Below are 26,482 nucleotides of genomic sequence, written 5' to 3'. Positions count from 1 at the left end.
TAACCTGAAGGCCGCAGGTTCAAATCCTGCCCCCGCAACCAACACTGTTTTATCAAGCATATCAAAGGCTTCACTCGCACCGGGTGAAGCCTTTTTGTCGTTCTGCGCCGAAACACCCGTCGCGAGATGCAGTAGTCCCGCAATCGCGCCATGAAGGTCGATGTCGAGACCGGTTCCGTCTTCCGATGGCGTCAGAACGATCTTCTCGATCAGATCGCGAAGCGCTTCTTTCGACCCGAGCATCTGATCAGCTTCGCTCAAGCCAGCGATGAGCATTGTAACTTGCTCGCGATAGCGTGCCGCCATCGACGGGTGGTACAGGACCGGCTCCGGCGCCTCGATGGTTGCAAGCTCGTGCTCAAGGGCCTTGCGGCGCCGATCGAGGTCGTTCATGCGGTCCTTGACCTGATCGGCCGGCACGCCGGCGACAATCGCGTCAACCAGTTTGGCATGATCGTTCTTGACCTTGGCCAACTCTGCTTCCTTGGTTTTGCGATCTGATGCCGCTGAATTGGCAAGCCGGTTCCGTTCCGCTGTATATTCTTCGCAGAAAATCCTGACAACTTCCGGCTCCATCAGATTGTTGGTCAGCGCGTCAAGAACACGGGTTTCGAGATCTCGCTGCTTTATGGTGAGCATGTTGGTGCAGACGGCGTTGCCCTTGTTGCGCGCGGCGGAGCACCCGAAAGCATCTTTCTGTATTTTGGAAAAACCGCTGCCGCAGCAACCGCAACGCATCAGCCCGGAAAACAACGTTCGCGGACGCCGTCGGTCCCAGACGGCTGTTCCGGTGCCCTTCGATTTGAGCGCGCCTTGTCGAGCTTTGGCGGCCTCCCAGACGCCCTGATCGACGATCCGCAGATCCGGGACGTCGGTTATGGTCAGATCCTCTTGCCTGTTCGGGCGCGACACTCGCTTTCCCGTCTCGGGATCTTTGACATAGGTGAGACGGTTCCAGACAAGCCTACCAATATAGAGTTCATTGTTGAGAATGCCGGTGCCTCGTTCCCGGTTTCCATGGATTGTAGAGGCGCCCCAGTGCTTTCCGCGGGGCGCCGGGACTTGTTCGCGGTTCAACGCTTCCGCAATCTTCTTCGGCGAGATGCCATTCGCGTATTCGCGGAAAATACGTTGGACAATGGCTGCTTCACTCCGATTGATCGCGCGTTCTCCGTGAACGGGCTCGCCCACCTGATCGCGCCTGGCGACAACATCATAGCCATAGGTCTTGCCGCCGGCGGATTTGCCTGCCGATGCACGGCCGCGAAGCCCCTCGCGTGTCTTTTTGCCAAGATCCTTGAGATAGAGCGCATTCATCGTGCCTTTCAGGCCGATATGCATCTCATCGATGCTGCCTTCCGAGATCGTCTCGATCATGACGCCGGCAAATTGAAGTTTTTGATAGAGGCCTGCGATGTCGGCCTGATTGCGTGACAGACGATCGAGGGCGTGCGTGATCACAATATCGAATTGCCGCGACTGCGCATCGCGCATCAGCTTCTGGATTCCGCTGCGCATCAGGCTGGCGCCGGACGTTGCGCGGTCGGAATAGATCTCGACTACATCGAGACCCTGACGCTTTGCGTAGTCATGGCACGCGCGAACCTGGTCATTGATCGAGGCGTCACGCTGAAGATCAGTCGAGTAACGGGCGTATATGACAGCGCGGATGGGACTGGACATCGCTGGTCTCCGGATTGCCTCTCACCCCGGATCGCGATCATGGTCCTTGCGTGCCTGATCACGAGCGAGAGCGCGGATGAAGTTGTAGAAATCTTCTTTATGGTCTGAAGGAGCAGTCGCATTGTCAACAGACAAAGTGCGGGCGTCACCCGCCACCTTGTTCCTGATTTTGACATGCCTCGTCCGTTCTCGCGCCATAGGCCCGAGTGCTCCAGTCCGGTGGAGGCCTTGCCTCCGCTGTGGTTGATGGGAGCAGTTTACCCGGTGTGCGAAAATGTTATCCAGTCCAAATAATACGAAAAACTGCGTAAAATGTTGATAACTAAGAGAAATCTTATGAAAGATTCCCCTTATAACGAGAGTGTATGTTGGTTGTGCTGAAACGTCTGTACCTGTCAATCGTTTAGTGAGGGCAAATGCCTCTCGCTTTATGGCGCATCCCGCAGACGCGCTTTCGCCAAAAAAACCCGATTGCGCGCAGCAGCAGGAAACATGCGGCGGACATAAGCGCTGCGGCGGGCACTGTGATCACCCAGGCTGCGATGATCTTGATGAAGTGGGAGCGACGGGCGCGTTTGCGCGTTTCAGGCTTTCGGGGTTCCCCAGTTTTCCGCCGATCCGGCGTCGCGGATCGGCGTTGTGGCCATGCCAGAACACATGGCCGACGCTCGCCGGGCTGTGCCCGGCTCGCGGAAACCATGGAAGAACCATGTACCTGAGCAGCGACAAGTGTTCGGGTATCCCGAACAACATATCGCGCTATTCCCTCTATTGGCTGACTGATCCGCAGTGGAAACGCATGGATCGGGCGTGGTGTCGCACGTCCGCGAGGAGGACACGCCATGGCTAGAGCTAATTGGTAGACGCCAGCGGCTCACGGGCATGCAAAGACCTTCTTGCTTCCGGTCTCGCCTGGGAGTATCTTCGTCGCAATGACGAGTCTCAAAGAGATTTTCAGCGTCTGATCCGGACCGGGCGTTCGGATGGGAGTGAGCTCGAAAACTTCGTACGACGGTGGGGATTGCGGTTTCCCGCACGATCCACTGTTCTGGTCCCCCCGATTTCAGCCGCAGGCCGTCAAACTGGTGCCGGCCGGACCGGACGAGGCTACCGGCCAGCCGGCCATCGTTCTCGCCCATCTCGACGGCCTCGAACTGCGTCGCGCCGCCGACGCCTGGCACGGTATTTGACGGACGGATGGCGTCGAACACCAGTTCTGGCTGTCCGAATCCTTGCCTGATGCGACGGCATTCTACATCACCGCTCTTCCGATGGACGAATTCCTCGAATTGCGCGCCCATGCCGCACGCCGCTTCTGCGCGGCAGAAAACCGGGGCAGGACTTCAGGAATATTCCCGATCAACTCCGTCTTCGGGAACCTCCTAGATCCTGCCTTAGCGAGGCTCGGTACGAAAAGAGGCGGCTCGCAGGATTTCATCCGACAGCTCAGGGTTGCCTTCCCGCACTGCACGCGACAGGATTATCGCGCCAACGAGCGTCGACAGGGTGGCAATCGCCGCCTCGCGGCTATGGCTCTCGCTCGCGGGGAACACATCCTCTATCAGCTCTATGTAACGCTCAAGCCCATCTGCGTAGGCCTGCTGTGCTCCAGCAACAGAGCGCCCCACGTCAACGGGCAGACTGCCAGTCGGGCAACCTCCCCCGGGGTTGTCGCGGTGTTCGGCCGAAAGGTAGTTTGCCAGCCGATCTGCCATGGGCGTCGTGTCACCCGCAGCATTGTCTCTGGAGATTTCGCTCAAGGCCTTGTCGAACGCGTATCGGACCGTTTCAGCTGCAAGATCGGCTTTTGATCCGAAGTGATTGTAGAAGCCGCCATGCGTGAATCCGGCGACCTTGGTTAGGTCCGCGACGGAGACGTTGTCGAAGCCATGCACTTTGAAGAGTTGCGTCGCAGTCTCGAGGATCTTCCTCCTGTTCTCTGCCGCCACTTCCTTGGTCACCCGCATCACGTACTCCCCTGAGGCTTGACAATGATGTCATATATCATCATTAATTTGATGTCACGTGTCATTATTAAAAGCATGGGATCGCACATTGCAAGCGAACAAGGAGTGACCATGAAGGCTGTCGTTCAGAACGCCCTGGGGGGACCGGCTGATGTGCTGAAGCCCATGGATATCGAGGACTACAACGAGCTCGGCCCAGGGGAAGCCCTGGTCGACGTCACGCTTGCACCTGTCCATCATGGAGATCTGCAACTGATCCGAGCGCAACCACGCATCCCGGAGGATGTCGGCTATGTTCGACACGGTTCGGAGGCTGTCGGCATCGTTCGCGCCCTTGGCTCGAAGGCCGAAAGTCAGGGTAATCTCCAGATCGGCGATCGGGTTATCGGATTTCCGGCCGCCGGATCCTGGGCGAAGAGCGTCGTGATCCCAGCTTGTGCGGCTATCCCTGTCCCGCGGAACCTCAGCGATGAAATCGCAGCGCAACTCATGATCAATTATGTCACGGCGCGCATGATCCTGCGCGGTTTGCGCAAGTCGGCTAGCGAGGAGGTGCTGCGCGATGGTGCGGTGCTCGTCACCGGAGCCGGCTCGGTCGTTGCGCGTCTGCTGCTGCATCTGTTGGCCAAGGAAGGCCTCGCGCCAATCGGTCTCTCACGCAGCAAGGCGAGCGCGACTCGTGGCATGGCAGAGCTGAACGGCGCACAAATCGCCGCGAGCGAGGACGCGGACTGGCAGGCGCAGGTGACGTCCCTGGCCCGCGGAAAGAAGATCGTCGGCGTTCTCGATTGCGTTTCCGGTTCGCTGGTCCGGGAGTACGCATCGCTGTTGTCTGATGACGCGGCCATCGTCACCTACGGCGCTCTTGGCGGCACCAGTCTCGGTATCGGTGCGCCGGAAATTGTCGGCCGTCAGTTCATCATCCGCGGAGTGGTGTTCACGAGATGGTTCTCCGAACTCTCTCGTGAGGATCAGGCCGAGGACATTCGATCGGCATTCGACCTCGCCTCCGAAATGCCGTCCCTTTTCAAAACCGGAGGTGTTTTCGGTCTGGCCGAGGTTCAGGAGGCAATTGCGGCCGTGGAGGCACCGAACCGCGACGGCTTCATCTTCTTCAGGCCATAGCCTCAGCGTTGCATGCTGGCCGGTCGAAAGGACCGGACCTGCAGAAGGGATGAACTCGCCCGCCGGCGCGAAATCCACCCGGTCGGCTGGCGGTGAGTATAGCACCACAGGAGAAGCATCATGAAAATTGGAATCTTAGGAGCAGGAACGGTCGGCACCACCCTTGGAACGCACCTTGCGGCGGCGGGCCACCAAATCCTGATCACGAATGGCCGCGAGACGGTAAGTCTCGCTGAAACTGTGAGAGGGCTTGATCAGCCTCTCGAACCGGTCACGGTCGATGACCTTCTCGATCAGGCCGATATGATCCTTCTGGCCGTGCCTTGGCGGAACGTCCGAGACGTTCTGCGCAAGGATATCGATTGGGGCGGGCGTATCGTCGTCGATGCCACGAACATCATCCTGAGCATCATCCCCGATATTCAGGTCGACAACCTTGAAGGCGATTCCGGAAGCGAGATCGTTACCCGTTTGGCGCCCTCCGCTCGCGTCGTCAAAGCGTTCAATACGCTTCCTTTTGCAACGATGTTCGCACCGGTGCCGACAGGTTTCAGACGTGTCCTGTTCGTCGCTGGCGACGACCCGGACGCCGTCTCGGCTGTGTCAGGTCTGATCGAGCAGATCGGCTTTCAATCCGTAGCGATCGGTCCGCTCGCGACCGCAGGTCGGCAAATGGAAATTGGCGGCCCGTTCAGCAGGCTTGAGCTGTTTGCAACTGATGCAGCATGACAACTCTCCGGGAGACTCTCCTTTTATTTCCTGGATCGGCAGCCATCTCCCATGATAGATTTGAAACGGAAACAACATGATATCGCTGACCGCCGAAGAAACGGCCAACATCGCGACGATCGATGCCTTCATCGCCGCGTGGAATGCGAAAGACCACGCCAAGGCCATAGCCTATCTCGCGGATGATTTCAGGTTCACTTTCGGGAAGATCGGGAGGACACCAGATTTCAGCCAGCCAGACTTTGCAGTCACGATGGACCGCGCGACCAGCGTTGACATGACCGTTACGCCCGGCACGACGTGGGCGCGCGGACCGGTAGTCAGCCACGAACGGGTGGATGACATCCAGTTTCGAGACGGAACGAAAGCCGAAGGCAAGTTCATTGCCATCTTCACGCTCCGCGATGGCAGGATCGTCGATTTTATCGACTTTGAGTCCTGATAGAACGGCCTCTCAGCGATCCTGATATTGCAGCTCGGACTGCGTGCGTGGTCGTGGCGCTGCCGTGACGTATCTGCCCCATAGTGCTTCCTTCCATTCCATGGAAAACATCGCACCATCAAACTCTGGGATCAAACGCCTAATTCCGGAACAGATTTTCGACGTCTGCGATCTGATCTTTGACGACGTCGAAGAACACTTGTGAAAACAGCTCCGCTCCCTGTGTCTTGGCAATCGGCGGAAAGATAGCGGAGAAGCGAAACTCGATCTCCGGCGCGAACGGCTTCACAGCGATCTTTTCCAGGTCGATCGCCATGACGGAGAAGATATCGGCGACAGAAATGCCGAGCCCGGCGGAAACGTAGCTTGGAACGGTGTTGGAATAGAGCGTCTGCACCGTCCTGCCGGGTTGAATGCCCGCAGCCTCCATCGCGGCTTCGATCTGCATCCGAAGCAGGCTGCTCACGCCGAGCGAAATGAACGGCTGCCTGGCGAGGTCCTCGACGGTGACAATGTCCTTTGCCACCAGTTCATGCTCTCTCGGCAGCAGGCAGATCGCTGATGAAACGGGCATCTCCAGATGGTCGATATCCGTGCGCTCCGGCGGCACGCGACACAGGCCCACCGAAAATTCGTCGCGCTGCAGGGCGTCCAGGATATGCACCGAATTATCGGAATGGATGAAGAAATCGGTTTCGTGCTGCCTGACCCGAAACCGCCTGATGGCCTCGGGCAAGGCACCGGACGAAAGCGTCGACATGGCGGCAATCCTCAACCGTCCATCCTGCTGCTCGCGCATTTGCCGGGCATTGTCGCGAATGCGCTCCATGGCATCAAAGTATTTTTCCACCTCGCGGAACAGCGCGACGGCTTCGGTGGTCGGGCGGACGCTCGACCATTTGCGGGCGAACAGGGTGATACCGAGATCGGCTTCCAGGTCGCGCACCAACCGGGTCACAGCCGGCTGGCTGATGTGCAGGATGCGGCCAGCGGCCGTCATGCTGCCGCTGAGCATCACGGCGCGAAAGGCCAGCATCTGGCGGTGATTGAGCGATCGCAACCTCGTCTCCTTGAACCGGAAATGGCCCCAATGCAGGCAAACATGAATGAACGTTTTCAGCAATGGCATAACATTTCCTGATGCTGTATTCCAAAATTCGATTCGCCACACCGCGCAGCGCTTCACTACGATCAGCGCAAAGTACTGCTGAACAATAAGAAGGAAGCACTGTGCCGGATATCATTGGTGAATATGTCGACCGCCTGGTGACTGTCGAAATGCGCAACCGCGGCATGAACCACAATATCATTGCGCCGATCTACAACGAGGCGCGACGCGAGGGCGGCGGTCGTCCGATCACCGCGCGCGCTGCCGAGGCACTCGTCGAGCATGTCGGTGAAGGCGATGTCGTGCTGATCGTGACCGGCGCGGGTTATATGCCCGAAGTGCCCCATGGCGAAAGCGACGGCCCGCCCGGCGCCGTTTCGCTTGCCCGCGCGCTGTATTGGGGGCTGAAGGCCGTGCCGGTCTATGTTTCGGAAGTCTGTCACGCCCCGCCAATCAAGGCCTCGTCAGAGGCGGCGGGTCTAATGGTGCGTGACTATGATCTGGCCAAGGGCCGCCGGATGGGGGCAGCGCAGGTGACGGCGCCGGAGGACCAGGCAGAGATCGACGGCTGGGCGAGCGAGCTTCTTGCAAAGATGCAGCCGAAGGCGATCATCGCGATCGAGCGACTGGGCCCGAACGAAAGCGGCATCGTGCATTATTCGACGGGCGTGGCGCCCAAGAACTGCGTCAACATCGCGCCGTTGTTCGATCAGGCCGCGGCCCAGAATGTGCTGAGCATCGGCATCGGCGACAATGGCAATGAGATCGGCTTCGGCCGTATCCATTCCTTCATGCAGGACTTTCATCCCTATGGTCGCGAAACCCAGACTGACGAGCCGGGCGGCGCGATCACGGTGACGGCGACGGATATCTTCCTGCCCGCCTCGATCTCGAACTGGGGCGCCTACGGCGTCGCGGCGATGCTGGGCTTCCTGTTGAAGGACAAGGAACTGGTTCAGGACCCCAAGACCGAAGAACGCGTGATCCGCGCCTGCCTCGATGCCGGCGGCTGGGAAATGCGCTACTGCACCTCGCGTTTCATCGTCGACGGCGCGGAAGGCGAAAGCTCGATGGCCATCGTTCAATTGCTGCGCGACATGGTGCGGCTCAATATTGCTCCACCTGACCGTGGGCTGTCCCACGGCAAGATGAAAGAAGCGGCGCGATAAGCCGCCAAATCGGCCTTGCTTCGGCGAGGCCGCCCTCAGACCAACAGAGAGAGAACCCACATGCATACATCCCACAAGTTTGTCGCCGCCGCAGCCATTGTCGGGCTGCTGCCTCTTGCAGGCTTTGCACAGGATCTGCCGAAAACGGAACTGTCTGTCATCGGTTCGCCCGTCAACTCGCCGAACTGGACCAATGTTCTGCAGCCGTTCTGGAATGAAACCATTCCTGCCGACAGCAACGGTCAGGTCACTGCCGACGCCGTCAGCATGACCGACCTGGGCGTCAAGGGCCCCGAGTTGATGCGGCTTGCCGCCTCTGGCGTTGCCGATATCATTGCGGGCAGCACGACGCTGATTTCCGGCGAACTGGCCGAAAACGACTCGATCGACCTTGCCGGGCTGGCACAGGATATCGACACGTTGCAGCAGGTCATCGAAGTCTACCGCCCGGTGCTTGAGGAACGTTATCGCGAACGCCTGGACGTGGTGCCGCTCGGCTTCTGGCCGACGGGCGCGCAGGTGCTGTGGTGCGCCACTCCGGTTACGAGCCTGGATGACCTGACCGGCAAGAAGGTTCGCGTGTTTTCGACCACGACCTCATCGCTGACGGCCGCGCTCGGCGCCACACCCGTGACCATGGCCTTCAACGAAGTCGTGCCCGCCTTGCAGCGCGGCGTGATCGATTGCGCCTTTACCGGCTCCAATTCCGGCAATAACGCCAAGTGGACCGATGTCGCGACCCACCTTGTCGACCTCACGGTCGGCTGGGGCGTCAACTTCATCGTCGCCAATTCCGCGACATGGGATGGACTTGACCCCGCCGTGCAGGAATTCCTGCGCTCGGAGATCCGCGAGAAACTCGAACCTGCCGGCTGGGAGATGGCCCGTGTCGCGACCCAGCAGGGCATCTGGTGCTCGGTCGGCGATGACCGCTGCGAGCCCGAGGCGACCGCGCCGCGCAACCTGACCAAATCCGATCTGACGCTGGTCGAACTCACCGCCGCCGAAAACGAACGTCTTCGCGCGATTGTCGCTGAAAATGTGATGCCCGAATTCACGCAGGCTTGCGGCGCCGATTGCGTTCAGCGCTGGAACGAAACGGTCGGCGAGGTCGTCGACATCGAGCTCGAGCCGGCGAGGTAAGGGGATTGGAAAACACCCTTATCTCTCGCAAACTGGCACGTCTCGCCCGTTTCGCGGCCATCGGCAGCGGCTTGCTGCTGCTGGGGTCCGCAGGGTTGATGACGGCAGAAATCCTGGCGCGGAGGCTGTTTCACCACAGCCTCGTCGGCGTCGACGAACTGGCCGGCTACGCCTTTGCCATTGCCATGGCCTGGGGTTTTGCGCAGGCGCTGTTCATGCGCGCCCATATCCGCGTCGATCTGGTCTATCTCCGCATGCCGGCCGGGGTGCAGCGCTTGCTGGACGTGCTGGCGCTGGCCGCCTTTGCCGGAATCATCGGCATTGTCGTTTTTCATGCCTGGGGCACGCTGGCGGAATCGCTGCGCCTTGGCGCGCGCGCCAGCACCCCGCTCGCCACGCCGCTATGGATACCGCAGGCGCTATGGCTGGCGGGGCTGATCTTCTTTCTGATCTGTCTGATCGCGCTGCTGTTTGATCTCGTGCGTGCCCTGGTGCGCGGCGAAAAGGCGCTTGCGGCCGAACTGGGCGCGTCGGAATCGGCGCTGCGGAGACTTTGACATGGGCATAGCGTTAATTCTTCTGTTCCTGCTGATCGCCCTCGGCTTGCCGATTGCCGCGGTTCTTGGTTGGCTGGCGGTGCTGCTGGACTGGCTACTGACGCCGCTGCCGCTGCAGCGCGCCTTCGGGGAGATCGCATGGTCGCACAGCATCGAATTCACCCTGATCGCGATTCCCATGTTCATCATGATGGGCGAGATCCTGCTGCGCTCCGGGATCGCCGACCGGATGTATAGCGGCGTTTCGGCCTGGCTCGGCTGGCTGCCGGGCGGGCTGATGCACGCCAATATCGGTGCCAGCGCGCTGTTTGCCGCGACATCGGGATCGAGCGTCGCCACGGCCGCGACCATCGGCACCACAGCGATGCCGCAGGTCGATCGCCACGGCTACAGCGAGCGCCTGTTTCTGGGCAGCCTGGCGGCCGGCGGCACGCTGGGTATTCTGATCCCGCCTTCGATCAACATGATCATCTACGGCTTTCTGACGGATACCTCCGTGCCGCGGCTGTTCATGGCGGGTCTGGTCCCCGGCATCGTGCTGGCGTTGATCTTTTCGCTGACCATTCTGGTTTTGTGCGTCGTCAAGCCGTCGCTGGATGGCGACCGTGCGCCCATCACGGCCAGGGCCTTGCTGCACAGCCTATCCGATCTCGCCCCACCGCTCGGGCTCTTTGCCGTGGTGATCGGGTCTATCTATGCAGGCTGGGCGACGCCGACCGAGGCCGCGTCGATCGGCGTGATTGCCTCGTTGGTGCTGACGGCGCTTTCCAGAAGGTTGAGTTGGTCGATGATGGTCGAGGTGTTCATCGGCACGGTTCGCACCTCGTCGATGATGATCCTGATCACGCTGCTGGCCTTCCTGCTGAACTTCGTCATCGGCGCAACCGGCATGGCGGGCACGGTGAATGATCTTGTTCGCGGGTTGAACTGGAGCCCGCTGGCCACGATGCTGCTCATCCTCGCGGTCTATCTGGTGCTCGGCATGTTCATGGATACGCTGGCGATGATCGTGCTGACCATCCCGATCGTCACGCCGATCGTCGTTGGCCTTGGCTATGACCCGATCTGGTTCGGGGTGATGATGGTGCTGGTCGCCGAGACCTCGGTGCTGACGCCGCCCATCGGCATGCTGTGCTATGTCGTGCATGGCGTGCGGGGAAGGGGTGATTTGACCGACGTCTTCATCGGAGTCACTCCCTTCATTATTGCGCTGATGGCAATGATCGCCCTGATGCTGGCCGCGCCCCAACTTGCCCTGTGGTTGCCCAATCTGTTGTTTTAGCACGGTTTCGGTTGTGTCGTTCGCAGGGGCCGGCTGCGAACGGCCAACAAAAGGTCATTGATCGAACATCGGCTTTCTGGAACTCTCAACCAGGATCGGACAGTCAGCAGACGGCCCCATTTCTGCCGGTCCGCAAAGCGCCGCCTATTCGGTCATGAGACTGGATTTGGCGAACGCGGAAAAGCCGACATTAATTGGAGCAACGCTTGCTCTTATAGCCAGGAAACCTACAGACGTCACCCCGCGTCGGGCCTGGAATTGCGGAGTAGAACCGTCAGGACACCGGCCAGTGGCAGCCAGGCCGACCAGACGAAGATGGCGTGGACGCTGGTGGCGTCTGCCAGCCAGCCGAATACGGCAGAGGCGAGGCCGCCGACACCGAAAGCCGTGCCGTAGAACAGGCCGGAGATCATTCCTATACGTGCCGGCACAAGACTTTGGGCGTGAACAATGATCGCGGGAAAGGCCGAGGCAATGACCGCAGCCGCCGTGATTGCGGCCACTATCGCCCCGACCTGCCCCAAATAGGGAAAAGCCAGTGCGAAGGGCGCTGCCCCCCAAAACGAAAAGGCTATGACGCGAGCCGTACCGAGCCGATCGCTGAAGGCGCCACCTATAAGGCCTCCCCCCGCAACCGCCGCATGAAAGCCAAACAGGACGATAAGTCCCTTCGAAGCCGGAAAGCCGAGTGCCGCCTCCAGATAGAAAACCAGGAAGCTACTGAAGCAAACGATATAAATGTATTTCGCGCAGACGAGAGCAAAGAGAAGCGCGAGTTGACCTGCCGGATGCGCGACGGATGATGTTTGCTGACCGGCAGGGACGCGGAAAGGTCGCGTCGCTGCATGAGTTATCTGATCCGGCTCGGCTGCAGTGATCCATACTGTCAGAAATACGCCGATCAAGGCAACGAGCAGGAACCATGTGATCGAGCCCTGACCATAGGGGAGTACGATCGCCGCTGTCAGCAATGGTCCCGCCATGGTGCCGAGACTGCCACCGAGCTGGAAGAGTGATTGGCCCAGGCCAACTTTTTCGCGTGCCCATTTGCGCGCAAGCCGAGCCGCTTCGGGATGAAAGACCGCAGACCCGAGGCCGAGGAACAGGCTGGAAATCAGGAGATGGATGTAACTCCCGGCCAACCCGAGCATGAGGATGCCAACGCCGCTCAGCGCCATTCCGAAAGCGAGGCTCCATCGCTGCGCACGACGATCCGTCAGCGCGCCGACAATCGGTTGAAGTACCGAAGCTGTGACCTGATAAGTCAGGCTGAGCATGCCGATCTGCAGAAAGTCGAGGGAAAGCTCCGTGCGCAATAGCGGATAGCTTGCGATCAGCAAAGCCTGCATCAGATCGTTCAGAAAGTGAGAGGTGGCGATACCGGAAAACCGGAGCTGGCCTTCATCATGTCTCCGTACGGAGACCGTGGTTTGACTGGACATTGGAAACTCCCGTTGGTTCCCAGTGTTCTTGCCCGTGCCCGTTTTGCAATGATATCTATCATGAGCCAAAAAACATCGCGAGTGAGCCATGACCGAAGACATTACCGGACCAGAGGATATTATTGCTCTCGGACGGCGATATGCCGATGGCAGCCATTTGGAAGAGCATCGTCATGAACGCTCGCAACTCCTCTACGGACTGACTGGAACCGCGATCGTGACCACACAGTCTGGCCTGTGGATGATGCCACCCGATGCAGCGCTCTGGATTCCGGATGAGACACCACACGAAGTCACGATGGTTGGCGAGGTGAATATGCGCAGTCTCTACCTGAAGCCCGCGCTCTTGCCTCAGATGCCTCGACATTGCGTTGTTCTTGAAGTGGGAACGCTTCTCAGGGCCTTACTTGATGCGCTTGCGGAGACGAACGGGACTGGAGATAACAGGCGCAGACTGATGTCTGCATTGGTATTGCTGGAAATCGCAAGCCAGCCGATTGTTCCTCTGACGCTTCCATTGCCGCCGGCCGGCCCGTTGAGGAACCACTGCATGGCTTTCAGCGCTGCGCCGAATGTCCACGCAAAACTAGACGACTGGTGTGCAGCCCTGAATATGAGCAGGCGCAATTTCACCCGGGTGTTTCGCGCAGGCACCGGCCTGAGCTTCGTGGAATGGCGTAGCAGGGCTTGTGTACTGGCAGCCATTTCCCGGCTATCAGCAGGTCACCAGGTGACCCGCATTGCATTCGACCTCGGCTATGACAGTTCCGCCTCATTCGCTGTAATGTTTCGCCGTGCAACAGGCGGCGTCCCATCCCGCTACAGGCAAAAGCAATAAGGAGCCGAATCGGCGTGGGCAGTCCCAATCACATTAGCTGATCAGGATAGCGAAAGCCGAGGACCAACTTAGCGCGGATATGCGCCCCCATATAGGACGTTCGGGGCTCTCGCGGTCAGACGTCTGCTTATGAGCCCAAACCGGTCATCTGCCCTCGGCGAAATGGTTGTGAATCCTGAATTTGGCGGCCTCTCGTCCGATGCCAGTGGTTCGGCAAAGTTTGCGGTATGGTGGAGAGGTGATTCAGATAGAGCGAGGAGCCAAGATGTCCGCAGATATCATCGTCGAACTTTCTTTGTTTGTTGAACATGGGCGGGAGAGAGGCCGCTAATTTCTATGCCGCCGCCTTTGGTGCGCAGGAAGAGAACACCAATGACATCGATGGCGCTCTGGCGGCTGTCGAAATGCGGTTCGGGAACCTGCCTGTGTGGGTCGCCGGCTCTAATCCCAATCGCGAAAAGTCTCCATCCTACGGTGGCCCTTTCTTTCCGAAAGAACCAGGGGCGGTCAGCACGATTTTCCAGCTCATGGTTGGCAACATTGAAGGTGTAATGCAGCGCGCCCTTTCAGCCGGAGCTGTGATCCGAGACGAAATCCAGACTGACGTGATAGGCCGCCGCGTGGCCTCGGTCTTCGATCCGTTCGGCCACATTTGGGCGCTCGTGGAGCGTAAGGCCGAGGGCATGTCACTCGCAGCTTAAATCTATCGCAAATGTCTGTCGCGAAACTTCGACTTTTGAGAGCGAGTTTCGCGACGAAAATTCCCTTTACTTTTCAGGGCTGGAGGATTTGTTTGATATGTTAGGATATTTGCGACGCTTTTTGCGTTAGGAGCAGCCGGTGGAACAGGTCCGTTCGATCACATAATGAAGCCGCTCTTGCACCTTCTGTCATTGGGTGCCTTCGACCACCGGCTGCACACAGATGTTGATCAAACCCGATACTCTAAGCGAGAGACAGCGCCCGCTTGACCTCGTCCAGCGGAATCGTTCCGGGCCGCAGTTTTTCTCGTACCATGCGGGCAGCGAGTTCGCAGAACCAGGTATTGGCAGGAGTGGGGACACCATGCAGCCGCCCCAGTAGAACGACTTCACCGTTGAGATAATCGGTCTCGATAGATCCCGTGGAGCGGGCAAGGCTTTGCATGGAGGAGCTCCCCGCACGGCTGAAACCTGCGATCGATGCCATCTTCATCAGCCTTCCACGGTTGGGATCGGTTTCACCGACGCTCTGCCATTGCACGCCCGAAGCGGCGAAAACCACCTCTGCCTCTTCGCGGAGAAGGTCGACGATTGGCGCGATATCGCCCTGGTCGGCGCATGCGGCCTCGACGATGTTGTGAAGGTTTAAGAGCAGCTTTCCATATTTGTTCTTCATCACGTCCGGAACCACAAAGGCTGGCAGGCCTGACGCCGTGAGCGCCTGCGCGACGGCTTCATCGACACTGTCGAAACCTTGCGGATACCGGCCAAGATAGAAATAGCCGGAGTGAGGTGATCCGAAGGCGAGGATCTCGCCAGGCGTGACATAGTCCGCCGGCAGTATGACGCTCACGCCATGTACATTGGCAAAACGCCGCAAAGCGGTGCGTTCGTTCTCGACACCGTTCTGGAAGCAGAAGATCGACTGGTCCTGAAGGCCAGCCGCCGCGAGTTGCTCGATCACTGCACCCATGTGTTGGGTCTTCGTACAGACCAGCACCACATCGTCAGGAAGAAGCGCGATCGCGCTCGGCGATTCCACGCATTCGAAGTGACAGGTCTCGGTTCCCCTGGGAGTCCGCAATGTCAGCCCCTTCGCTTTGATCGCCTTTAGCTGCTCGCCGCGCGCGATCCCGATGACCTTCTGACTGGCCGAAGCAAGCGAGACCGCAATCGTGCCGCCGATGGCACCCACACCATGAATTATGAAGCGCATTTTCAAACACCTTGTGCAAGCGATCCGGACAGGCCCGGTTCCATCTTGTAATTTTAAAAGACTTGGGAGGAAGACAACGAACGTCCAGATAATATTTGCGATTCCGGCCGCATTAAAGATCGACAGCGCTTCGCCAGACCAACCCTTCGATGGTGATGTCAGGTTAACGGAGGCGAGTTGGGATTCGACCGGCTCGAAGTGATCATGCGGCGATCCCGGCCATGCCTTCCAATGTGCGAGCGCCCTGAGACGATGCAGGTGGACGTCGATGGCGGTCTTTTTCAGGTGGGTTGGGACGAAGAGATTTCGGACTGCGGAGAAGACGCTGGTGAAACGTTGCACTGCGCCTGCCGAACGGAACCGCTGCATCACCCGCTCCCGTTTTCGCAGCGGCAGGTGCGAGTTTTCGGCTCGATTGTTCAGCCCCTTGTGCGATCGATGCTCGACCGCCGGCATGATCTGGCGCCTCGCAGCACCATAGGAGCCAAGCTTGTCTGTGACGATGCGCTTGGGTACGCCTCCCTGCTTCGACATCAGCCGGGTCAAAAGACGCTTGGCAGCCTTGGTGTTCCGGCGTACCTGGACGATCTCGTCGAGCACATAGCCGTCCTGGTCGACGGCCCGCCAGAGCCAGTGTTTGCGGCCGCCGATTGTCACCACGACCTCGTCCAGATGCCATACATCCGTTGGGTTCGGCGCTTTGCGACGCAGACGGCGAGCATAGACTGGCCCGAACTTCTTTGCCCAGCAGCGGATCGTCTCATAGGAAACGATGATACCGCGCTCCAACAGCATCTCCTCTACCAGACGCAGGCTCAGTGGAAACCGGAAATACAGCCAGACCGCATGGGCGATCACAGATGATGGGAAACGATGGCGCTTGTAGCTGACAGGACTTTGGCTCATGACCGCTAGATATCTGCAAATCTTTCAGCTGCGGTTAACCTGACATCACCGACTGCGCGCCGCGCCATCTTTGAGCGCTTGCTGACCGATGGCCGCGTCGAGCTCGACTCGAACATCGTTGAACGGGCAACCCGGCCGCAGGCCATAACGCGGAAGAATTCACTGTTTGCCGGCAGCGACGGCGGCGGAAGAAGCTGGGCAACGATCGCCACGCTGCTGCAGACGGCAAAAATGAACAATGTCGATCCGAATAGCTGGCTTACCCAGACCCTCGAGCGCATCGCCAACGGTTGGCCAAGCAGTGGAATCGAAGCGCTTATGCCGTGGAATTACCACGCCTGAACGGGCTCGGTTTGCCGCTTACACCTGACTTAGCTCGCCGCAAATTCCTGCTGGCCGGGGAATATACCTAACTCATGAGCGGAAAAGCCTAGGGTGTCACTCTGCCCCCAGCCGAAACCGACCCCAATTACAGATTCCCATCCTAAGCAGCAGCAAAAGAACTTGGGCGTCTACATCGACCGAGTTCATCTGCAAGCAGCGGGCTCGAGCCAAAAAATCAACCTAAACCCAACCATCAAAAACTGGAACTTAACCTCTGAGTTAATAGTGCTTCTGTAACGGTCCGGTGAAGTGGTCTGAAACAGTCTCGATAAACTGCTTCTCGCACCAGTTCTTGAACAGCTTGGCCGCCTGCCCGAGCTCAACCTCCGCCAGTGTGTGCAGACCCGATATATGGCGGTATGTTTCAGGGTCGGGACATAGCATCGTCACCCCATGGCGCGCGAACAGAGCGGCATTTATCTCGGATGTTGACATCAGCAGTTCCGTCTGCCTGATAAGCTCCAGGGAGCTCAGCGTCGTGTTTGTGCTGAGGGCATAGCGCCGGCCGATGCTTTGCCATCTGGCCGGATCGTGATCGTATTCGAACTTATGTTTCAGCCAACCACAGGACAGAAGCTCCTCGGCCGTAGGCGAGCGCCCCAGCGCGCGCAGCGGGTGCTTCTGCGATGCGTAGACGATATAAGGCGCTTCCATCATCGGCTTGAACCGCAGCTTTCCGGTCGCCTCGTGGCGCGGCAACAATATGCCATAAGATAGCTCGTAATTTCCGGCCGAAAGCCCGGCCATGCGCTCGTCGCTGCCGACGATGTCAAGTCTGACGTCGATCTCAGGATGGGCCCTGGTAAACGCGGCGACAATGGCGGGCAAGATCGCGTTACCCCAAGAGTCGCCGGCGCATATGCTGAGCGAAAGTGAGCCGCCGACCCCTTCATAATCGATTCTCTCTTCCGCGCTATGCAACAAGTTCAATGCACGACTTGCATGGTCGTAAAGAATACGACCGGCGCCGGTCAGTTCCATCTTTCCGTTCCGCCGGACAAAGAGTGTGGTGCGAAAACGCCGCTCAAGCAGAAAAATTGACCGAGAAAGGGCTGGTTGCGACAGATTCAGAGTCTCAGCCGCACGCGAGACGTTGCCGATATCGGCTACTGCGAGGAATCTCAAAAATTCATTCATGGAGCCCACTATGCAAATTTGTAATGATGCATCTGAAATGGATATTGGACCTGACGTGGTCGTTGCGTCAAGTTTCGAGCAAGGGAGGAAAAGATGACTACACGTGGATTTAACGGTTACGGTGCCTATGTCGCCCCGACGTTCCTGCTTCTGGGGACGATCACGGTCGTGCCGCTGATCATCACCTTCATTATCAGCCTGTTCTATCTGGACGTCACCTCAGGCGCGGCGCCCGAATATCAGGGCTTCTATAATTACATCTCCCTGTTTTCCGACTCGCGATTTCTCAATTCGCTCAAGGTAACGGCGGCGCTGATTTTCATTCCGGTCGCCCTGCAGATTTTGTTCGGTCTGACGCTTGCCATCGCGCTGCGCGAAAAGCTGACGGGTACGCGCTGGATGCGGCTGCTGTTCCTGCTGCCTGCTGTGATTCCGCCGGCGGTCAGCGGCCTGGTCTGGAAGCTCTTCGTCATTCCCGGCGCCGGCGGACTGAGCTATCTGGCGGCGCTCACCGGCGCGAGCCTGGAGGCGGATCTGCTCAGCATGCCGCTCACGGCGCTTGGGGTGGTGATCGCGGCCTCAACCTGGGTCGGCACGCCCTTCGTGGCATTGTTGCTCCTGTCCGGCCTCGAAACCATCAGCAAGGATCAATACGAATCCGCCACGATCGACGGCGCGACATGGATGCAGTGCCATCGTTTCATTTCGGTGCCGACAATCATGCCGATCATCAGAACCGTCATGGTGTTCCGCATTCTCGAGGCGCTCGCGATTTTCCCGATCATTTTCGTGCTGACCGGGGGCGGACCTGCCGGGGCGACATCACCGATCAACTTCTACGCCTATGTCACCGGCTTCGATTATTTGCAGATCGACTACGCGGCCTCGATCATCGTGATGTTCTTTCTGGTCATGATGACGCTGTGCACGCCGTTCCTGGTGCAGATCGCCAAATCCACTTCGAAAGGCGCCTGATATGCATCTGAGCCGCCCCGAAAAGATCTTCTGCTACGCAGTTACCTATATCTTCGCCCTGTTCCTGCTGGCGCCGGTGATCTGGATGCTGTCGACATCGTTCAAGTCGCAGCTCGAGATTTTCAGCCAGCCCCCGCGTCTGATCGCCTCGCTTACCCTTGCCAATTATGCGGCGGTGTTGACCGACCAGGCCTTCACGCATGCATTCATGAACTCTATCATCGTCTCCTCCGGCACGGTGCTGATATCGATCCTGTTCGCGGTGCCGGCAGCCTACGGCCTGTCTCATCTGACCGGCGGACGGCGTGCGGGGCTGCTGTCCTGGGTTCTGATCGTTCGCGCCGCGCCGGGGATGATCTACGTCATCCCATACTACATGGCCTACAGCCAGGTGGGGCTGATCGACACATATTCCGGTCTGATCCTGATCAATTCGGTTTTCACCATCCCTCTCGCGATCTGGATCGTGATCCCGTTCTTCGATGCGGTGCCGCGCGAGATCGAGGAGGCCGGCATCGTCGACGGCGCCAACCGTTTTCAGGTGCTGACCAGGATTGCGATCCCGCTGGCGGCGCCCGGCATCGCATCGACCGCGATCCTTGTGTTCATCTTCGCTTGGAACGAGTTCCTGTTCGCCCTGATCCTGACGCGGGTCGAGGCGCGAACCGCAGCCGTCTCCATCCTCAATTACATGGCTTACGAGGGGACCGAGTGGGGCAAGGTTGCCGCAGCGGGCACGCTGATACTGCTGCCTGTTCTGTGCTTCGCCGTGCTCATTCGCAAATATCTCGTCCAGACCACGGCCGGAGGCGTGAAGGGATGAGGGCGCAATCGCGCAGGAGGAAGAGTGACCATCGCTCGACTGAGAGCATTTTTCATCATTATCCAAAAGGGAGGACTATCATGAAACAGCTAACAGCAATTGCAGCCATTGCCGTATTGGCGGCCAGCGCCGGAGGGGCCGCAGCGCAGGACAAGCCATTCGAAGGCGTCACCCTGCGCGTTCTGGGCACCCAGCAGCCCTGGGAAATCGAGCTGCAGAAGCGTGCCGCGGAATTCACCGAAATGACGGGGGCGGAAGTCCAGTTCGATCTTTTTTCGCTGACGCAGGGCATTCAGAAGGTCACGGTCGAGTTGTCGTCGCGCTCGCCGGCCTATGACCTGGTATTCGTGGAAGCCTCCGAGGTCGTGCGCTTTGCGCCGGCAGGGCTGCTAGAGCCGCTGAACCCCTACATTGAGGCTGCCGGCGATGTCGATATCGACGACTTCCTGCCGGCCACCATCGAAGCCAATACCATTGACGGCGAAATCTATGCATTGCCCCATTTCGCGGCAACGCAGATGCTCTACTGGCGTCCGGATATCTTCGAGGAGGCCGGGCTGGACGGTCCGCCCGAGACATTCGCGGAAATGATGGAGCAGTGCCGGACGATCGAGGAGAAGGTGGACATCACCTGCACCGCCATGCGCGGCAAACCCTCGACCTCGGAAAACATCTGGTACTGGACCCAGATCCTCAAGGGCATGGGCGGCTCCTATGTCACCTCATGGCCGGACGACCTGACCCCCGCGATCAACTCGCCCGAGGCCATCGAGGCGGCTGAATATTATGCCGAACTGATGAACGAGCATGCGATACCCGGATCGGTCTCCGCCAGCTATGACGAGGTTGTCATCGCCATGCAGCAGGGCAATATCGCCATGACGATCGAGGGCGCGCCGCTTGCGGGCCGCATCCTCGATCCCGAATTGTCCAAGGTATCGGGCAAGCTCGGTTTTGCCGTTCCTCCGGGCGGTCCGGCAGGCACTTTCGCGCCGTTCACCAGCCAGGCCTATGGCGTCAACGCCGCCTCGCGCAATAAGGAAGCCGCCGCGGCCTTCCTGATCTGGGCGACCGGCACTGACAATATGCTCGATATCGCCAGCAACTCGTCCTTCGTTGCGGTTACCCGCAATTCGGTGTGGGAAGACCCAGCCTTCATCGAGAGCCACGGCTACGACTTCGGCGCTGGCAGCTTCACGCAGGCCTATCGGGATACGCTCGCGGCGGCCGATCCGTTCTACCGATTGCCGATCGCCGAATTCCGTCCCGCGGCCGATCGTGTCGGCATCGCGCTGCAGGAAGTCGTCACCGGCCAATCCAGTGCCGAAGACGCGCTCAATGCCGCCAATAGTGACATGGAACGGACCTTCCGACGGGCGCGCCTGCTGCCCTGATAGGGCCTTCGCCAGATCCAGAATCCAAATGCAACTTTCTTCCCCGCCGCTGGCGGGGAACCAAGGAGAGACCGTTCATGACACAACCAAATATCCTCTGGATCTGCACCGACCAGCAGCGCTGGGACACGATCTCGGCGCTTGGCTTCAAGGGACTGCGGACGCCGAATATCGACAGTCTCGGGAAGGATGGCGTCGCTTTCCGCAATACCTACACGCAAAGCCCGATCTGCACGCCGAGCCGCGCAACCTTTCTGACCGGCATGTATCCCGCAGCTCACAAGGTGCAGCGCAATGGCTGCGATGCCTTTCCTGACGGGCTGGAACTGTTGCCGCACGTGTTCCGCGATGCCGGCTATCACACCGGACTTATCGGCAAGCTGCATCTTGCCGCGGCCCAGAACCGAATCGAAAAACGCGCCGATGACGGCTATGAAGAGTTTTACTGGAGCCAGTATCCTTACCCCGAAAAGCACGCCACGCCGGAGGTAAAGAAGGCTCATGATTATCACAACTGGCTGATCGAGCGGGGCGTCGATCCCGATGAAGCCTACTCGTTCGTCGGCGAGGCGCTGACAGAGGGCGTGCCGAGCGAGTATCACCAGACCACCTGGGCGGGCGAGCGTGCACGCCGGTTCATCAACGCCCACAAGGACAAGCCCTGGTTCCTGTCGATCAACCTGTTCGATCCGCATCCACCGTTCGATCCGCCGGCCGAATATGTCGACCGCATCGATCCGGCCGCCGTGCCGATGCCGGCGTTCCGCGAGAGCGACCTGGAGCACCACAAGCGGTTCCGCGACGTGGATCAGCAGACAGTGAACCCGGTCGATCCGCGCATCGTTCCGCAAACCGGTGCCGGTACCGCGGTGCCGGAAGGGCGCGAAAGCCACGACACGCCGCCCGACAGCTATGATGCTCGCAAGATCAAGGTCGCCTATTTCGCGATGATCGAACTGATCGACGACATGGTGGGCGCGCTTCTCCGGACGCTTAAGGAAACCGGGCAGGACCGCGATACGCTGGTTCTGTTCATGTCCGACCACGGTGAGATGCTGGGCGACCACGGACTCCTCTACAAGGGATGCCGCTTTTACGAGGGGCTGGTGCATGTGCCGATGTTGATTTCGTGGCCTGGACGCACGGTTGCAGGCATTTCGGATGCGCTGGTTGAACTGGTTGATCTGCCTGCGACCCTCTGCGATGCGGCTAAAGTACCGCGGATGTATCAGGATCAGGGCAAGTCGTTGTTCCCGCTGCTGACCGGGAAAGCGCCGCTCAATACCCACAAGGATCGCGTTCTGAGCGAATTCTGGGATGCGATCAGCTTCCCGGGCAGTCGCGGATCGCGCGGGAGCATGTATTTCGACGGGCGCTATAAGCTGAACATCTATCACGATGTCGGTGAGGGCGAGCTTTTCGACCTTGAGACGGACCCCGACGAGTTTGTTGACCTGTGGAACGATCCTGATCACGCGGCACTTCGGGCCCGCCTGACCGAACGGGCTTTCTCCGAGATGATGCTCGTCACCGGGATCGGGCCCGAGCGCGTCGCCGATTTCTGAATACGGGTCAGAGGGAGCAGTTTCCATGTCACATGTCAGTCTCAAAAACGCGAAGAAGGCGTTCGGAGCAAGCGTGGTCATCCCCGATCTCTCACTTGAGATCGAGGACGGATCTTTCACAGTGCTTATCGGGCCGTCCGGCTGTGGCAAGTCCACACTGCTCAGGATGGTTGCAGGCTTGGAAAAGTTTAGCGAAGGCCGGCTTGAAATCGGTGGCCGTGATGTGACGGAGCTGGCGCCTTCTAAACGCGGCATCGCCATGGTGTTCCAATCTTATGCGCTCTATCCGCACATGACCGTGCGCGACAATGTCAGCTTCGGGCTGCGCCTGGCCAAGACCCCGAAAGCCGAAATCGATGAAAAGGTGGCGCGCGCGGCGCGTATCCTGCAGCTTGAGCCGCTTCTGGACCGTAAACCTGCCGAACTTTCGGGCGGACAGCGCCAGCGGGTCGCGATCGGGCGGTCGATCGTGCGCGATCCTGATATCTTTCTATTCGACGAGCCGCTATCCAATCTCGACGCCGCGCTGCGCAGCCAGATGCGCGTCGAACTGATGGAATTGCATCGCGAGATCGATGCGACCATGATCTATGTGACACATGATCAGGTCGAGGCAATGACCATGGCCGACCAGATCGTGGTGATGAACGCCGGCAGTATCGAACAGGTCGGCAGTCCGCTCGACCTTTACGATCGCCCGGCGACACCGTTCGTTGCCGGTTTCATCGGATCGCCCAGGATCAATTTTTTCCAAGACGAACAGGCTAAAGAGGCAGGTGGCGACCTTCTGGGCGTGCGTCCCGAAGACCTGCGCATCGTGACAGGACAAGGGCGATGGCACGGCAAGGTTCGTCTCCTGGAGCAGCTCGGGTCCGACACCCTGGTCCACGTTGTGCTGGATGACGGAAACGACGCGGTGGTGCGCACAGACCGGGCTGGTCCCGAACTGCGCGACCAGGAGGTTTCGCTGGATGCCGATCCCGCAAGCTTTCACGTTTTCTGTAATGGCGTTCGCATGGAGGCTCTGTTGCAAAAAATCGATTGAAGGCCGAAAGACGGGTGTTGTCACATTAACTTTGCCTAGCCGAGAAGGGCCTGGTGGGAATCGTCAACTTCACGGAATGTGGTACTTGGTGCGCGAATTACGGGTTATGACAGACCGTGATCCACGATTTCGCCGCATCGCTTCCCCCTGAAGTCATTGCCCACGCTGTGTGGCTCTATTTCCGGTTTCCTCTTAGCCTACGAATGGTCGAGGACTGCTGGCTGCTGGACGATCCATTCCACGACGAGTCCGCTGGATCAATTGCGCCTTGAGTTGATACCGCCTGTGAGCGGCGGTAGCAACAGGCCCGAAGCGGATGAAGAGCGTACGACCAGTTCTCCGAGAACCGGAAACTCGCCGGATTCTGGCATGGGCACATCGGAATACAAATTTTCGAGTATCGAGATCGCGCAGGCGACCATATTTTCCTCGTCCTGGCGCATGGTGGAAAGGTCGTAGGGCGCCCACGTGGCCTGCGGAATATCGTCGAAACCGACAATCCGCAATGTCGCCGGAGCGTGAAGCGTCGGCGTTTTCCAGAGCGCATCGATCGCGCCCATGGCGATCAGATCGTCTCCGCAGAATACGCCGTCCGGCGGGTTCTCGCTGGCGAACACCCGGAGGGCCTGGCGCGCGCCGCCCGCGAAGCTGAATTCGTCATTCGATATCACCGGATTGAAGCCTTGCTTCTGAGCCTCTTCGGCAAAGCCGCGGCAGCGATCGGCATTGGCCGGGTTGTTGGTCGGTCCGCCCATGTAGCCGAGCCGGGATGCGCCCTGCTCAATCAGATGTCGGGCCACCTGCCTGCCGGCCAGAACATTGTCACAGCTTATGGTGTAGAGGCCCTTGCGGCGCAGATGGGTGTTGAACGAGATCACCGGCACGCCGAGATCTGTCAGTTGCCGCGAGGCGGCCTCCGTCATCACCGAAAGCGCCGAGACCACGGCATCGACGCGATAACCGGAAAGACGTGGCACGACGGCATCAAGCGCATCGTCGCTATCGACGTGGCACAGCATCACCTGACAGCCGATTTCCTGCAGTCGTTCGGTAAAATGTTCCAGCACGCGGGAATAGAAGGGGTTGTGCAACCCGCCAAAAACGAGCGCCACAATCTTGGATTGCTGGGTCAGCATGATCCGGGGGAGAAGGTTGGGTCTGTAACCGAGTTCCTCGGCCGCCGCCTCCACCCGGGCCCGAACCTCGTTCGAGACATGGATGTCGCCGCGAAACGTCCGGGAGACCGTCGATTGCGAAACGCCGGCACGCCTGGCAACATCGGTCGATGATGCGTATCGTTTCCGCAAATGGGTTCTCCTCAAATTGGGTTCAGTCGCGTTGGTTGGCAGCGGAGGACGCTCGCAACGCTTGCGCCTCCGGTGACCCGCGACCCCTGTCTACCGTACCTGCATATCCGAACGCCAACAGCGTTTGCAACTGATCCGTAACCGCCCCGTGCCGGTGGCGGATGCTTCCGGGACCACGAATGAAGCGCGCCTCGGTGGCAGATGGCATGCTGTGGCTGTTGATCATCCGTTTCGCGTCGTATTCCAGATATTCGCCACGTGATGCCGACCGTTTGCCGACATCCAGAAGCGGCGGCATCAAGCCGTACTTGCTTACTTTGCCTGCCAAAAATCGACTCCCGGAAATTTCCCGTTGACGCTTATAAATGACTATGCATAGTTAGTCATGCACAATGAATAGCAAGTCAAGTGCCATTTGGGAGGATATCATGACACCGCTTTCTCGTCTCGCGCCGACTCGTCGCGCATTCTTGGGCTCGCTCGCATCGGCGGGCGTGCTGGCCACGGTTCCGTTCGCACGCCAGGTTTTCGCGCAAGGCGCTGAAAAGCCGCTTCTGGTAAATTCCATCCGTTCGCTTTCCAATCCCTATCATGCTGCTTGGAATGCCGGCGGCGAAGCCTATGCCAAATCCGTCGGCCTCGACTATGTGACGCTCGTCACCGAGGGCGACAGTGAAAAGGGCGTGGCCGACATCCGCGGCATCCTGGCACGCACAGGCGGCAACGCGGTGGTCAATGTCGACCCCAATGATGCTGCCGACGCGCGCCCGATCGTCGAAGCCTGCGTCGATGCCGGTGCCCACGTCTTTACCCAGTGGAACAAGCCTGCTGATCTGCACCCGTGGGATGTCGGGCCCAATTACGTGGCCCATATGAGCTTCAACGGCGAACAGTATGGCCGTGTGACTGCGGAGAAGGTCATTGAGGCCATGGGCGGCAAGGGCGGCCTGCTGGCGCTTGGCGGCATCCTGTCGAACACGGTCGCGATCCAGCGTCGCGCCGGCCTCGAGGAAGCGGTCAAGGCCGCGCCCGACGTCGAGCTCCTCGACTACCAGGTCGGCGACTGGCAGGCTTCCAAGGCCTATGACATCGTCAATACTTGGCTGACGCGCTTCCCCTCGAAGTTCCAGGGGATCTGGTGCGCCAATGACGACATGGCCATCGGCGCGCTCGAAGCGCTGCGCATGAACGCGATGTCCGGCCAGGTCGCGATTTCGGGCATCGACGGCATCGAGACCGCGGTGCAGGCGGTGGTTGATGGAGAACTGGTGACGACGGTCTCCTGGGACCCCTTCTGGCAGGGCTCCTATGGCCTTGCGCTCCCGCTCATGGCCCGCCTCGGCAAGGTTGACGTCGAGACGCTCGGCAAGGACAAGCGCGAATTCTACGCCGAGGGCGTGGTGGTCGACGACGGCAACGCCGCCGAGTTCTTCGAGGCCAATTTCGTCGCAGAACCCGAGCTTGATGTGGACGATCTCTGGTCCCGTTACGCCGGGCCTATCGAGCAGTCCTGACATCTGCTCGATGCCGCGTCCGCCCTTGTC

Annotated in this window: 23 protein-coding genes and 4 pseudogenes; 18 read left to right on the top strand and 9 right to left on the bottom strand. The window is 59.3% G+C overall.

Annotation, left to right across the window (positions count from 1 at the left end; all coding sequences use genetic code 11):
- Positions 1–1,683, bottom strand: a 1,683-nt coding sequence (locus tag K7H91_RS22075; protein WP_230722360.1) for a recombinase family protein, incomplete at its 3' end; no start/stop codon positions are given.
- An 856-nt stretch (positions 1,684–2,539) separates the two neighbouring features.
- Between K7H91_RS22075 and K7H91_RS25905 the strand changes: the two are divergent.
- Positions 2,540–2,656: pseudogene (locus K7H91_RS25905) on the top strand (transcriptional regulator domain-containing protein); the annotation flags it as partial.
- Positions 2,657–3,077: 421 nt separating this feature from the next.
- On the opposite strand, the gene K7H91_RS22070 reads toward K7H91_RS25905, so the two are convergent.
- Entirely contained in the window at positions 3,078–3,650 is a 573-nt protein-coding gene (locus K7H91_RS22070) for a TetR/AcrR family transcriptional regulator (RefSeq protein WP_230722359.1), read from the bottom strand.
- Positions 3,651–3,761: 111 nt separating this feature from the next.
- Here K7H91_RS22070 and K7H91_RS22065 point away from each other — a divergent pair, with 111 nt between their 5' ends.
- The 3 genes from K7H91_RS22065 (at position 3,762) to K7H91_RS22055 (ending at position 5,946) form a co-directional block, all read left to right on the top strand.
- Positions 3,762–4,775, top strand: a complete 1,014-nt coding sequence (locus tag K7H91_RS22065; RefSeq protein WP_230722358.1) for an alcohol dehydrogenase catalytic domain-containing protein — start codon at positions 3,762–3,764, stop codon at positions 4,773–4,775.
- 120 nt (positions 4,776–4,895) lie between these two features.
- The gene (locus K7H91_RS22060; RefSeq protein WP_230722357.1) at positions 4,896–5,504 is read left to right on the top strand and encodes an NADPH-dependent F420 reductase; all 609 of its coding nucleotides are present in this window, start codon (positions 4,896–4,898) and stop codon (positions 5,502–5,504) included.
- Between the two features lie 76 nt (positions 5,505–5,580).
- On the top strand, positions 5,581–5,946 hold the full coding sequence (locus K7H91_RS22055; RefSeq protein WP_230722356.1) for a nuclear transport factor 2 family protein: 366 nt from the start codon (positions 5,581–5,583) through the stop codon (positions 5,944–5,946).
- A 139-nt stretch (positions 5,947–6,085) separates the two neighbouring features.
- Here the strand turns inward: K7H91_RS22055 and K7H91_RS22050 are convergent, their stop codons facing one another.
- Positions 6,086–7,006: a LysR family transcriptional regulator gene (locus K7H91_RS22050; RefSeq protein WP_230722355.1), complete on the bottom strand. Its 921-nt coding sequence runs from the start codon at positions 7,004–7,006 to the stop codon at positions 6,086–6,088.
- Positions 7,007–7,176: 170 nt separating this feature from the next.
- On the opposite strand from K7H91_RS22050, the gene K7H91_RS22045 reads away from it, so the two are divergent.
- From K7H91_RS22045 to K7H91_RS22030, 4 genes are read left to right on the top strand one after another with little or no spacing between them, the layout of a single operon-like run.
- On the top strand, positions 7,177–8,223 hold the full coding sequence (locus tag K7H91_RS22045; RefSeq protein ID WP_230722354.1) for a glutamate cyclase domain-containing protein: 1,047 nt from the start codon (positions 7,177–7,179) through the stop codon (positions 8,221–8,223).
- Between the two features lie 60 nt (positions 8,224–8,283).
- Positions 8,284–9,366, top strand: coding sequence for a TRAP transporter substrate-binding protein (locus tag K7H91_RS22040; RefSeq protein ID WP_230722353.1), 1,083 nt, complete (start codon positions 8,284–8,286; stop codon positions 9,364–9,366).
- Positions 9,367–9,371: 5 nt separating this feature from the next.
- Positions 9,372–9,923, top strand: a complete 552-nt coding sequence (locus K7H91_RS22035) for a TRAP transporter small permease subunit (protein ID WP_230722352.1) — start codon at positions 9,372–9,374, stop codon at positions 9,921–9,923.
- Position 9,924: 1 nt separating this feature from the next.
- Positions 9,925–11,205, top strand: coding sequence for a TRAP transporter large permease (locus K7H91_RS22030; protein ID WP_230722351.1), 1,281 nt, complete (start codon positions 9,925–9,927; stop codon positions 11,203–11,205).
- A gap of 236 nt (positions 11,206–11,441) precedes the next feature.
- Here K7H91_RS22030 and K7H91_RS22025 read toward each other — a convergent pair whose 3' ends face one another.
- Complete coding sequence (locus K7H91_RS22025; RefSeq protein WP_230722350.1) at positions 11,442–12,647, bottom strand: MFS transporter; 1,206 nt, start codon at positions 12,645–12,647, stop codon at positions 11,442–11,444.
- An 88-nt stretch (positions 12,648–12,735) separates the two neighbouring features.
- On the opposite strand from K7H91_RS22025, the gene K7H91_RS22020 reads away from it, so the two are divergent.
- Both K7H91_RS22020 and K7H91_RS22015 read left to right on the top strand, forming a co-directional pair.
- On the top strand, positions 12,736–13,485 hold the full coding sequence (locus K7H91_RS22020) for an AraC family transcriptional regulator (protein WP_230722349.1): 750 nt from the start codon (positions 12,736–12,738) through the stop codon (positions 13,483–13,485).
- Between the two features lie 308 nt (positions 13,486–13,793).
- Positions 13,794–14,186 (top strand): VOC family protein, encoded by a 393-nt coding sequence (locus K7H91_RS22015; protein ID WP_330166035.1) that lies wholly within the window; start codon positions 13,794–13,796, stop codon positions 14,184–14,186.
- Between the two features lie 244 nt (positions 14,187–14,430).
- Here the strand turns inward: K7H91_RS22015 and K7H91_RS22010 are convergent, their stop codons facing one another.
- Together K7H91_RS22010 and K7H91_RS22005 are read right to left on the bottom strand one after the other, a co-directional pair.
- Positions 14,431–15,402: a ketopantoate reductase family protein gene (locus K7H91_RS22010; protein WP_111791488.1), complete on the bottom strand. Its 972-nt coding sequence runs from the start codon at positions 15,400–15,402 to the stop codon at positions 14,431–14,433.
- Positions 15,403–15,624: 222 nt separating this feature from the next.
- A pseudogene (locus tag K7H91_RS22005) lies at positions 15,625–16,308 on the bottom strand (IS6 family transposase); the annotation flags it as partial.
- Positions 16,309–16,365: 57 nt separating this feature from the next.
- Here K7H91_RS22005 and K7H91_RS22000 point away from each other — a divergent pair.
- A pseudogene (locus K7H91_RS22000) lies at positions 16,366–16,650 on the top strand (transposase domain-containing protein); the annotation flags it as partial.
- A 261-nt stretch (positions 16,651–16,911) separates the two neighbouring features.
- Here K7H91_RS22000 and K7H91_RS21995 read toward each other — a convergent pair.
- Positions 16,912–17,829: a LysR family transcriptional regulator gene (locus tag K7H91_RS21995; RefSeq protein WP_230722347.1), complete on the bottom strand. Its 918-nt coding sequence runs from the start codon at positions 17,827–17,829 to the stop codon at positions 16,912–16,914.
- Between the two features lie 93 nt (positions 17,830–17,922).
- Between K7H91_RS21995 and K7H91_RS21990 the strand changes: the two genes are divergently transcribed.
- From K7H91_RS21990 to K7H91_RS21965, 6 genes and pseudogenes are all read left to right on the top strand, one after another.
- On the top strand, positions 17,923–18,804 hold the full coding sequence (locus K7H91_RS21990) for a carbohydrate ABC transporter permease (protein WP_230722346.1): 882 nt from the start codon (positions 17,923–17,925) through the stop codon (positions 18,802–18,804).
- A gap of 1 nt (position 18,805) precedes the next feature.
- On the top strand, positions 18,806–19,627 hold the full coding sequence (locus tag K7H91_RS21985) for a carbohydrate ABC transporter permease (RefSeq protein WP_230722345.1): 822 nt from the start codon (positions 18,806–18,808) through the stop codon (positions 19,625–19,627).
- 80 nt (positions 19,628–19,707) lie between these two features.
- Complete coding sequence (locus tag K7H91_RS21980; protein ID WP_230722344.1) at positions 19,708–21,021, top strand: ABC transporter substrate-binding protein; 1,314 nt, start codon at positions 19,708–19,710, stop codon at positions 21,019–21,021.
- Positions 21,022–21,098: 77 nt separating this feature from the next.
- Complete coding sequence (locus K7H91_RS21975) at positions 21,099–22,586, top strand: sulfatase (protein WP_230722343.1); 1,488 nt, start codon at positions 21,099–21,101, stop codon at positions 22,584–22,586.
- Between the two features lie 25 nt (positions 22,587–22,611).
- A complete protein-coding gene (locus K7H91_RS21970) occupies positions 22,612–23,631 on the top strand; it encodes an ABC transporter ATP-binding protein (RefSeq protein WP_230722342.1) in 1,020 nt (339 codons plus the stop codon).
- A gap of 106 nt (positions 23,632–23,737) precedes the next feature.
- Positions 23,738–23,855, top strand: a pseudogene (locus K7H91_RS21965) (IS6 family transposase); the annotation flags it as partial.
- 33 nt (positions 23,856–23,888) lie between these two features.
- On the opposite strand, the gene K7H91_RS21960 reads toward K7H91_RS21965, so the two are convergent.
- Together K7H91_RS21960 and K7H91_RS21955 are read right to left on the bottom strand one after the other, a co-directional pair.
- A complete protein-coding gene (locus K7H91_RS21960) occupies positions 23,889–24,938 on the bottom strand; it encodes a LacI family DNA-binding transcriptional regulator (RefSeq protein WP_230722341.1) in 1,050 nt (349 codons plus the stop codon).
- A gap of 22 nt (positions 24,939–24,960) precedes the next feature.
- Positions 24,961–25,266 (bottom strand): hypothetical protein, encoded by a 306-nt coding sequence (locus K7H91_RS21955; RefSeq protein WP_230722340.1) that lies wholly within the window; start codon positions 25,264–25,266, stop codon positions 24,961–24,963.
- 100 nt (positions 25,267–25,366) lie between these two features.
- On the opposite strand from K7H91_RS21955, the gene K7H91_RS21950 reads away from it, so the two are divergent.
- Positions 25,367–26,452: a sugar ABC transporter substrate-binding protein gene (locus K7H91_RS21950; RefSeq protein WP_230722339.1), complete on the top strand. Its 1,086-nt coding sequence runs from the start codon at positions 25,367–25,369 to the stop codon at positions 26,450–26,452.
- Positions 26,453–26,482: the final 30 nt, after the last annotated feature.

This window comes from Martelella mediterranea (assembly GCF_021021415.1).
Taxonomy (GTDB): domain Bacteria; phylum Pseudomonadota; class Alphaproteobacteria; order Rhizobiales; family Rhizobiaceae; genus Martelella; species Martelella mediterranea_C.
The sequence above is the reverse complement of the archived record's forward strand: the minus strand, read 5'-3'. Positions and strand labels throughout refer to the sequence as shown.